We start from the raw sequence: 229 nt of genomic DNA, 5'->3' as shown, positions 1-229 counted from the left end.
AAGATTATTCGGATTTTTCCCAACCGAACGTCTGACAATCGATTAATTGTATCTGTCCTTATGGACCTTCATGACGAATGGCTCAGTTCTACAAGAAAATATATTAAGTTTGATCAATGAGAGACCGGTAAAACATTGTATAGTATTTTACACAGGATTATGGACTTGACTTTTTTTTCAAAAGAAAAATATAAACATACTTTTTTCGATTTTGGCACATTCGCTAGGT

At 32.8% G+C, this 229-nt stretch carries 1 protein-coding gene; it reads left to right on the top strand.

Going from position 1 to position 229, the window contains the following annotated elements:
* On the top strand, positions 1-120 hold a 120-nt coding region (locus tag DVW83_RS15015; protein ID WP_174784303.1), incomplete at its 5' end, for a transposase.
* Between the last annotated feature and the right edge of the window lie 109 nt (positions 121-229).

It is taken from the genome of Enterococcus sp. VV15 (genome assembly GCF_005236045.1).
Taxonomy (GTDB): Bacteria; Bacillota; Bacilli; order Lactobacillales; family Enterococcaceae; genus Enterococcus_B; species Enterococcus_B durans.
Note: the sequence above shows the minus strand (reverse complement) of the source record. Positions and strands in the feature narration are given on the sequence as shown.